Annotated in this window: 5 protein-coding genes; 2 read left to right on the top strand and 3 right to left on the bottom strand. The window is 53.2% G+C overall.

Annotated features, from left to right (window positions below; genetic code table 11):
* Both ACRESJ_RS16465 and ACRESJ_RS16460 read left to right on the top strand, forming a co-directional pair.
* The coding region (locus tag ACRESJ_RS16465) for a phosphate acyltransferase (RefSeq protein ID WP_431758849.1) at positions 1-140 on the top strand (140 nt) is incomplete at its 5' end.
* Complete coding sequence (locus ACRESJ_RS16460) at positions 141-1,046, top strand: acyltransferase (RefSeq protein ID WP_431758848.1); 906 nt, start codon at positions 141-143, stop codon at positions 1,044-1,046. It begins immediately after the preceding gene.
* Positions 1,047-1,395: 349 nt separating this feature from the next.
* Here the strand turns inward: ACRESJ_RS16460 and ACRESJ_RS16455 are convergent, their stop codons facing one another.
* From ACRESJ_RS16455 to cysN, 3 genes are all read right to left on the bottom strand, one after another.
* A complete protein-coding gene (locus tag ACRESJ_RS16455; RefSeq protein ID WP_431758847.1) occupies positions 1,396-2,199 on the bottom strand; it encodes a hypothetical protein in 804 nt (267 codons plus the stop codon).
* 3 nt (positions 2,200-2,202) lie between these two features.
* Positions 2,203-2,667, bottom strand: coding sequence for a 2OG-Fe(II) oxygenase (locus ACRESJ_RS16450; RefSeq protein WP_431758846.1), 465 nt, complete (start codon positions 2,665-2,667; stop codon positions 2,203-2,205).
* A 1,198-nt stretch (positions 2,668-3,865) separates the two neighbouring features.
* The coding region (cysN, locus tag ACRESJ_RS16445; RefSeq protein WP_431758845.1) for a sulfate adenylyltransferase subunit CysN at positions 3,866-5,754 on the bottom strand (1,889 nt) is incomplete at its 5' end.

Raw genomic sequence — 5,754 nt, 5'->3', positions numbered from 1 at the left:
ACTGCGTCAGCCTCGGGCCGATGCTGCAAGGCCTGCGCAAACCGGTGAACGATTTGCCGCGCGGCGCGCAGGTCGATGACATCGTCTACACCATCGCCCTGACCGCGATTCAAGCCGCCAACCGACCTATGGATGTGTAAATGCTGGACTTCCTCCCCGCCCCGTTGCGCGGCGTGATCGCCGCGCTGCTGTTGGCGATGAACACGATACTGCTCTGCTCGTTCCTGTTCTGCGTTGCGCTGGTCAAGGTATTGCCGTTCGCCCTCACCCAGCGCATCGCACGCTGGCTGATGAGCCATACCCATGAAGCCTGGATCAGCATCAACAAAGGCTGGATGAGCCTGGTCCGTCGCACCCGCTGGCACATCAGCGGCCTGCAAGGCCTCGACTACCAGCACTCGTACCTGATCACCAGCAACCACCAGAGCTGGGTCGACATTCTGGTGCTGCAATATGTGCTCAACCGACGCATTCAACCGCTGAAGTTCTTTCTCAAGCAGGAGCTGATCTGGGTTCCGGTGATCGGTCTGGCATGGTGGGCGTTGGGCTTTCCGTTCATGAAGCGCTACTCCAAGGCGTATCTGGAGAAGCATCCGGAAAAGAAAGGCAAGGACCTGGAAACCACCCGCAAGACCTGTGCGAAATTCCGCGACAACCCGGTGGGCATTTTCAACTTCGTCGAAGGCACGCGCTTCACCGAGGGCAAGCACAAGCAACAGCAGTCACCCTTCAAGTACCTGCTCAAGGCCAAGGCAGGCGGCATCGCCTTTGTGCTGGATGCGATGGGCGAGCAGCTTGAATCCCTGGTCAACGTCACCATCCACTACCCCGCCGGGCGTCCCGGCTTTTGGGATTTGTTGTGCGGGAACGTAGCGGACGTGGTGGTGCACTTTGAAGAGCTGAGGATTCCGCCACAGTTCATTGGCAAGAACTACGATCAGGATGGTGAGTACCGCCTGCAGTTTCAGGGCTGGATCAACCAGTTGTGGCTGGACAAGGATGCATTACTGGAACAGCTGCACCACGAATTCCCAGGCAAACACTAATCCCTTGTGGGAGCGAGCAAGCTCGCTCCCACAGGTTTAGTGTTTGTTTTGACTGATTACCAGACACAAAAAAAACCGCCGATGATCACTCATCGGCGGGTTTCTTTTTACCGGCTAACGCTTAGATCGCGCCACGCTCACGCAGCAGACCCAGCACTTGCTTGACGCCTTCTTCCAGCGAAACGGAACTCAGTTCCAAGCGATGAAGCTGACGATTACCCACTCACCAGCGCACTCTTAAGTTCAGCCTGACTCGGGCTTGGCGCTTAAGACTGTCGAATATCTAGTTGGTTTTTACTGAAAATCTGAAGAAAAAAATGAGGGATAGATAACTTATATATGGGTTTCGCTACACATAACCATCACTTCCCCCAGTACAGCATCCATACTCATCACCGTTATCGTCCTTGCCAGCATTTTCATTGCCAAACTCAAGAGGACCGATGGTAACTACTGGAACTATCTCGGGAGGAGGAACCGGAAACACCGGATTTGTGGGCGGAACAACCCCCCAACCCCCACTATTTTCACTGACTGTATAAAATGCCGAAGGCACCAACTCCCCGGTCTCAGGCGACCAATTAAATGAAAGCATATAATTGTTGTATGACGCTCCCAGGATGTCTCTATGCACAAGATTCATATCGGGCGCCCAGACATAGTCAAGATAGCTATCCAAAGCGTTACCTTTAAAGAAGTTCGTAGCATTCATCGCTAAACTTTCAAACGCTTTTGATTCACGAATAGAATACAGACCAGCTGCTATTGATACAACACTTGCACTACCAACGACTAGGAACGGTGCGGCTCCCAAAACAGCCATGGGAGCAATCACACCTGCAACATTCCCGACAAGACTAATAACATCACCCCTTTGAAAACCGGCCCCTTCCCTAATATCCACCCCAATCTTTAGAAAAGTAATCGTACCTGCAACCATATTGGCTGGCATACTCACAATTGGAACATAGGGACCTGCCAGTTTAGTGACTGACGTCACGCTCGCTATTACAGCACCGGTTTGCGCTGTTTGATTCAACAACACCATCCCATCCCCATTAACCAAGAACTGGTCTGATATCGCAGTTGCGCCCGAGCCTACAGTTACACCATCACTCACGACACCTAAAAATATTTCAGCTTTCCCGGCCATATATTACTCCTTGATCACAGTTTTAAATACAAGTGTCATTCTTACCTGATCACACTTCACGGAAGGTGATCTCGCAGCATGTGGAATTCGTCCATCGAATATCACTACGCGACGAGACTTCGGCAGAACTGCCTTGACGATATTTTCTTTATTATCATCGTAGAAAACGAGCTCCCCTCCCCAGGACGTCGGCCAGTACTCGTTACAGAAAACGATCACGGTAAATCCTGGGTGCGTCTTGTTATCACGGTGAATAATGGTGTCCTGCCCGAACGTCTGCCCGTTTGCATAAACACCTAATAATGTCATGTTAAAATTATGTAAGTCTGAAAATCGCTCCCAAAAACCGATCAGAAAACGCCATGACTCATTACTGTTCAATTCTTCTAAACAGGACTGCCGATCAGGACGATCCTTTACCCGCAATAAAGACGTGCCAACAGGGTCTAACGAAGGGGAGTTCTTCATAATTCGGCCAGTTGTATCTCCAGACAGCCCCCTTAAGCTGAAGATTTATACCAATCTCTTCACTTTCCGTGAGGAAATCGTCAACTACATATATCTCATTATCAATCCGCTCGACTTTCATGCGCTTTCCTTTTCGCTACAACTCTATTCCAAACTCCGTTTCGAACAATTATCAGAAGCAAATACAAGGACGAAACAGCCCCCAAAATCGCCACAAAATAGCTCCCACTATTGTAGCGCCTTACCCAACCCAATATCTCTTTACGACTGATAATAAACTTGTTATCAAAATCATAAACCCACCAAACAAACCGCTTACTCCGATCAGAGTCTACAGCGACCCACAGCTTTCTTGACTTCCTCAAATCCAAATGCCGAAGATCACTACTACGAGCCACAATAGTGTAATTATACGCATCATCACCCAACCCGACCTTCAGATACAAATATGAGTCATTCTTTGACTGCGAAACATCTCTGTATATGTAAGCACTCTCCATAACCAGACTTTCTGGCAAGGAAGGGATCTCCTTTACGTCGCCGAGCATATAAGCCGTTGCAAAAACCAGGAAAAAAATACAATTACACAAAAAACAACTTCACCCACACCCGCAACATACCCAGGAGGGATATATAAATCTTTTATACGCATACCCCCCCACGAACGTTAATCAACAACATTATGCATCTAAGACTTGAGTATTATCTGGGTCGATCAAAACTGCGCTATTACACACTCTTTGGCGCAACACGCCACACCCCGAATAATTAACGCGCACACTGGAGGAACTTCTCCTGATTTTGATATCTGCTTATTTGCAATCAACCCAACATAAACCCGAATAGACTTCTACCTTGCATCTACCAAGGACAATATCTCTCTATGCTAATAAATATAACTTACCCGCTTCCGATACTCCTGTAGTCCATTTCCCAAGCGCTAATAGCGTTGAAAATTCACGCGCAATTGCCGATTGCTTACACGGCTTGCATTGGACTTATCCAGCCCCGGCAAGTGATGTGGCTGCAATGGCCTCTTCGCTGGCAAGCCAGCTCCTACAGGGATCGCGTCGCTCACAAATTTTGTGAACACCTTCAAAACTGTGGGAGCTGGCTTGCCAGCGAAGGCGTTTTCAAGAACACAAAAAAAACCCGCCGATGATCACTCATCGACGGGTTTCTTTTTACCGGTTAACGCTTAGATCACGCCACGCTCACGCAGCAGACCCAGCACTTGCTTGACGCCTTCTTCCAGCGACACGGACTGGGTGTCGATGACCAGGTCGGCATCCAGCGGCACGTCGTACGGGAAGGATTCGCCCGGAATGTTATCCCCAGCCGCCGCGTACAGGCCTTGCGGATCACGCTCGGCGCAGACCGTTGGCGAAGCCTGGACGTAGACCGTCAGCAGACGTTCCTTGCCGATCAGTTCCCGAGCCTGTTCACGACCTTCGGCACTCGGCGCAACGAACGCCGCCAGGGTCAGCAGGCCGGCTTCGTTGAACTGACGCGCAACGTGCGCGGCACGACGCCAGTTTTCGGTACGCCCGGCGCGATCCTGTGGCAGACCTTTGTTCAGGTCGTGACGCAGGTTCTGGCCATCGAGCACGAACACCGCACGGCCCAGGTCGAACAGCTTGCGCTCGACCGCATAGGCCAGGGTGCTTTTGCCCGCGCCCGACAAGCCGCTGAACAACACGGTGGCCGGTTGCTGGCCGAAGCGCTGTGCGCGCTCTTCGGTGGCGACGTGGGCCAGTTTGCCGTGGTGCGTGGAGCTGCCATGGGCCAGCGGCTGGGCGACGATCATGCCGGCGCCAACGGTGCCGTTGGTCAAGCGGTCGATGATGATGAAGGCGCCAGTGGTGCGGTTGCTGTCGTAACCGTCGAGGGCAATCGGCGCATCGAGCGCGATCTTGACCTTGCCGATTTCGTTCAACTGCAACGCGCTGGCCGGACCTTCTTCCAGGGTGTTCACGTCGACCTTGTTGACGATGCTGGCGATGGAACCCGGCACGTAACTGGTGGCGCGCTTGATGTCGTATTTCTTGCCCGGCAGCATCGGCTCTTCAGCCATCCACACCAGCATGGCTTCGAAGCTGTCGGTCACCGGCGGCACGTTGTCGGCGTGGACCAACAGGTCGCCACGGGAGATGTCGATTTCGTCTTCCATGGTCAGCGTGACAGCCTGACCCGGACCGGCATGTTCCAGTTCGCCTTCAAAGGTGACGATGGACTTCACGCGGCTGCTCTTGCCCGACGGCAGCACCACGACTTCGTCGCCTTTCTTGACGATGCCGCTGGCCAGCGTACCGGCGAAACCACGGAAGTTCAGGTTCGGACGGTTGACGTACTGCACCGGGAAACGCAGGTCGGTGAAGTTGCGATCGCCCGCCACTTCCACGGTCTCGAGGATTTCCATCAGCGACTGACCGGTGTACCAGGGCGAACGCTCGGACTTGTTCACCACGTTGTCGCCCTTGAGCGCCGACATCGGCACGAAGTGCATGCTGGTCGGCTTCATCTTCAAGCCTTCGGCGAACTGCAGGTAGTCGGCCTTGATCGACTCGAACACGCCCTGGTCGAAGTCCTTGAGGTCCATCTTGTTGATGGCCACAACGATGTGCTTGATGCCCAGCAACGAGGCGATGAAGCTGTGGCGACGGGTCTGGGTCTGCACGCCGTAACGGGCGTCGACCAGGATGATCGCCAGGTCACAGGTGGAAGCACCGGTGGCCATGTTGCGGGTGTACTGCTCATGGCCGGGGGTGTCGGCGATGATGAATTTGCGCTTGGCGGTGGAGAAATAGCGGTAAGCGACATCGATGGTGATGCCCTGCTCACGCTCGGCCTGCAGGCCGTCGACCAGCAACGCCAGGTCGATGTCTTCACCGGTGGTGCCGACTTTTTTCGAATCGCGGGTAATGGCTTCCAGGTGATCTTCGTAGATCATCTTGGAGTCGTGCAGCAGGCGCCCGATCAGGGTGCTCTTGCCGTCGTCGACGTTACCGCAGGTCAGAAAGCGCAGCAGCTCTTTACGTTCGTGCTGGCCCAGGTAGGCGAGGATGTCCTCGCTGATCAAATCAGATT

This window comes from Pseudomonas sp., assembly GCF_050739655.1.
Classification (GTDB): Bacteria; Pseudomonadota; Gammaproteobacteria; order Pseudomonadales; family Pseudomonadaceae; genus Aquipseudomonas.
Note: the sequence above shows the minus strand (reverse complement) of the source record. Positions and strands in the feature narration are given on the sequence as shown.